General features: G+C 68.5%; 4 protein-coding genes. 1 reads left to right on the top strand and 3 read right to left on the bottom strand.

The features are described from left to right. The 3 genes from AC1VAN_RS16945 to AC1VAN_RS16935 all read right to left on the bottom strand — a co-directional run. On the bottom strand, window positions 1-506 hold a 506-nt coding region (locus AC1VAN_RS16945; RefSeq protein ID WP_480986264.1), incomplete at its 3' end, for a LysR family transcriptional regulator. A 39-nt stretch (window positions 507-545) separates the two neighbouring features. Next, window positions 546-1,427 carry an SDR family NAD(P)-dependent oxidoreductase gene (locus AC1VAN_RS16940; protein ID WP_263929785.1) on the bottom strand — a complete coding sequence of 294 codons (882 nt, stop codon included), beginning with the start codon at window positions 1,425-1,427 and terminating at the stop codon, window positions 546-548. 79 nt (window positions 1,428-1,506) lie between these two features. Continuing rightward, window positions 1,507-2,370, bottom strand: coding sequence for a DMT family transporter (locus AC1VAN_RS16935; protein WP_099785940.1), 864 nt, complete (start codon window positions 2,368-2,370; stop codon window positions 1,507-1,509). Between the two features lie 133 nt (window positions 2,371-2,503). Here AC1VAN_RS16935 and AC1VAN_RS16930 point away from each other — a divergent pair. Further along, a partial coding sequence (locus AC1VAN_RS16930) for a GntR family transcriptional regulator (protein ID WP_480986263.1) occupies window positions 2,504-2,936 on the top strand: 433 nt, incomplete at its 3' end.

The raw sequence follows: 2,936 nt of genomic DNA, 5'->3' as shown, positions 1-2,936 counted from the left end.
GCAATGGCCAGTCGATCATGGTCGAACGCCTGCAGATGCAGTTCTGCGGAAATGATCGGCGGAATCAGGATGCCCAGGTCGATGCGTCCCTCGCGCAGCCACTGTTGCTGCTGCCGCGAGGTGGCTTCGTGCAGATGCAGCTGCACCTGCGCAAACGCATGGCGGAACTGGCGGATCAGTGCCGGCAGGCGCCCATAGAGTGCGCTGCCGACGTAGCCGACACGCAGGCTGCCGGTCTGCCCTGCCGCCGCTTCCCGCGTGCGCTGCAGCGCCTGTTCGGCGTGCTGCAGGGTTGCACGCGCCTCCACCAGCAGCGTCTGCCCCGCTGCGGTCAGGCCCAGCGTGCGGTTGCCGCGTACGATCAGCCCGGTACCCACCTCGTCTTCCAGGCGCCGCATCGCCGCCGTCAATGGCGGCTGCGACATGTGCAGGCGTGCAGCAGCGCGATGGAAGTGCAGTTCTTCGGCCACCGCCACGAACTGGCGGAGCAGGCGCAGATCGATCATTTCATCGCAGGCAGGTGGAGACCTGCCTAGGGTACGCGTTCAACCGCGCGCGTCGACACTCGGCCGTGCAATGACCGGCCACTGCAGGGCCACCGATTCGATGCTGTCCGCTGCCACCGCACGCAGGTCGCGCGGATAGGCCACATGTTCGGCTTCCTGCAATCGCAATGCATGGAACTGGCCGTTGCTGGCCCGCAGGGTCCAGCCACCCTGCCGGCACCGCGTAGAGGCAAGGAAGGCAACCCCGGGCGCCACCGCCTCTGGATGCAGTTCATCCGGTTCCCCGTCGATGCCCCACATGCGGGTCTTGGCCACCGGCGACACCGCGTTGACGACGATGCCGTGCTCGGCGCCTTCCAGGGCCAGCACATTGACCAGCCCCTGCGCAGCCAGCTTGGCCATCGCGTAGCCGCACAGGCCGCGCTGCGCATACTGCGGGTACAGCGCGCGATCGGAGGTGGTCAGCACGATGCGGCCGCCGCCGGCAGCACGCATCGCAGGCCATGCCGCCTGTGCCAGCCACAGCGGTGTCTTCGCCGCCAGGCACAGCATCTGCTCCAGCGCATCGTCTTCCACCACTTCAATACCGGCGTAGGCCACCCAGCCGGCGTTGTGGATGATGAAGTCCAGGCGACCATGCCGCTGCAGGATGTCCTGCACGAGCGCGTGGCAGCCACTGCGCTGGTTGATGGGGCCGCTGGCGGCTTCGACCGGCAGGCCCTGGGCATGCAGTGCTGCCACCGCGTGGGCGATGCGCTGCGGATCGGTACCCGTGCCGTCCGTCGCGGCGCCCACGTCATGCATCACCACGTGCGCGCCACGCTGGGCCAGCAGGCGGCTGTAGGCCAGGCCGAGACCACCGGCGGCACCGGTCACCAGGCCCACTTGGCCTTCGAACGAGATACTGGAATTGGGTTTCATCGGCACAGCTTCAACCAGGCGCGCCGGCCCCGGCCAATACTGTTGGCGGCACGCCACGATACGCCGACGCTATCGCGCGTCATCGGCTGAAGCGGCGGGCGCCGGCCACGCAGATCACCGCTGCCACGGTCACCAGCAACATGCCGGCGCTGACGGTCTCGTGCAGCAGCAGCGCCGCCAGCGCCAGGCCGAAGAACGGCTGCAGCAGCTGCAGCTGGCCGACCGCAGCGATACCGCCCTGGGCCAGGCCGCGATACCAGAACAGGAAACCGACCAGCATGCTGAACACCGCCACGTACCCCAGCGCCCACCAGGCCGACGCGGCCACCGCCGTGAACGAGGCCGGGCGCATCGCCACCATCAGCGGCAGCATCACCGGCAATGCCAGCAGCAATGCCCAGCTGATTACCTGCCAGCCACCCAGATGCCGGGCCAGGCGGCCGCCCTCGGCATAGCCAAGTCCGCACACCACGATCGCTGCCAGCATCAACAGGTCGGCCTGCAGTGAGGCTTCGATGCCGTTGCGCGCGGCGTAGCCGACCACACAGGCGCTGCCCAGCAGCGAGAACACCCAGAATGCCGGGCGTGGCCGGTCACCGCCGCGCAGGACGCCGAATACCGCCGTGCTCAGCGGCAACAGGCCCAGGAACACGATGGTATGTGCCGAGGAGGCGTGACGCAGGGCAAGCGCGGTCAGCAACGGGAAGCCCACCACCACGCCCAGGCTGACCAGCACCAGACCGGGCAGATCGCTTCTGACCGGGCGCGGCTGGCGCAATGCCAGCAGCAGCACCAGCCCCAGCAACGCGGCGATGCTGGCGCGTGCGGCGGTGACGAAGCTGGCGTCCAGCTCCATCACTGCCAGACGGGTGGCCGGCAAAGAGCCGGCGAAGATCACCACACCGATGAAGCCATTGATCCACCCGCTTGCCGACCGTTCCACACCCTGCTCCAGAAATGCCGGGCAATGGCCGGCCGTGCCCTTCATTGGGCCACCGGGCACGGGCGATACACAGCTACAATCCAGTACAGTCACAAGTAACTGTACTGACCACAATCCCCTTACAGTCACGCGCATGTCCCGACCGCCCAGCCGCATCGACAGCGTCATCCACGCCGTCCGCTCCCGCATCAGTTCGCGTCTGGATGGCCCGGGCAGCCGCCTGCCCTCGGTGCGCGCGCAGGCCACGGCGATGGGCGTTTCCGTGTCCACCGTGGTCGAGGCCTACGAACGCTTGGCCGCCGAAGGCGTGATCGCCGCGCGCGCCGGCTCCGGCTTCTACGTGGCTGGCCCGGCGGCACCACTGGCGCTGGCGGAAATGGAACCGCGGCTGGATCGCGCGGTGGACCCGCTGTGGGTATCACGGCAATCGCTGGAAACCCCGCCGGGACACCTCAAGCCTGGCTGCGGCTGGATGCCCAGCGACTGGCTGTACCACGATGGCCTGCGCCGCGGCCTGCGCCGCATGGCCCGCGCCGACTCCGCGCAGCTGGTGGACTATGCAGGAC

It is taken from the genome of Stenotrophomonas sp. 05L44_2, assembly GCF_056665995.1.
The sequence above is the reverse complement of the archived record's forward strand: the minus strand, read 5'-3'. Positions and strand labels throughout refer to the sequence as shown.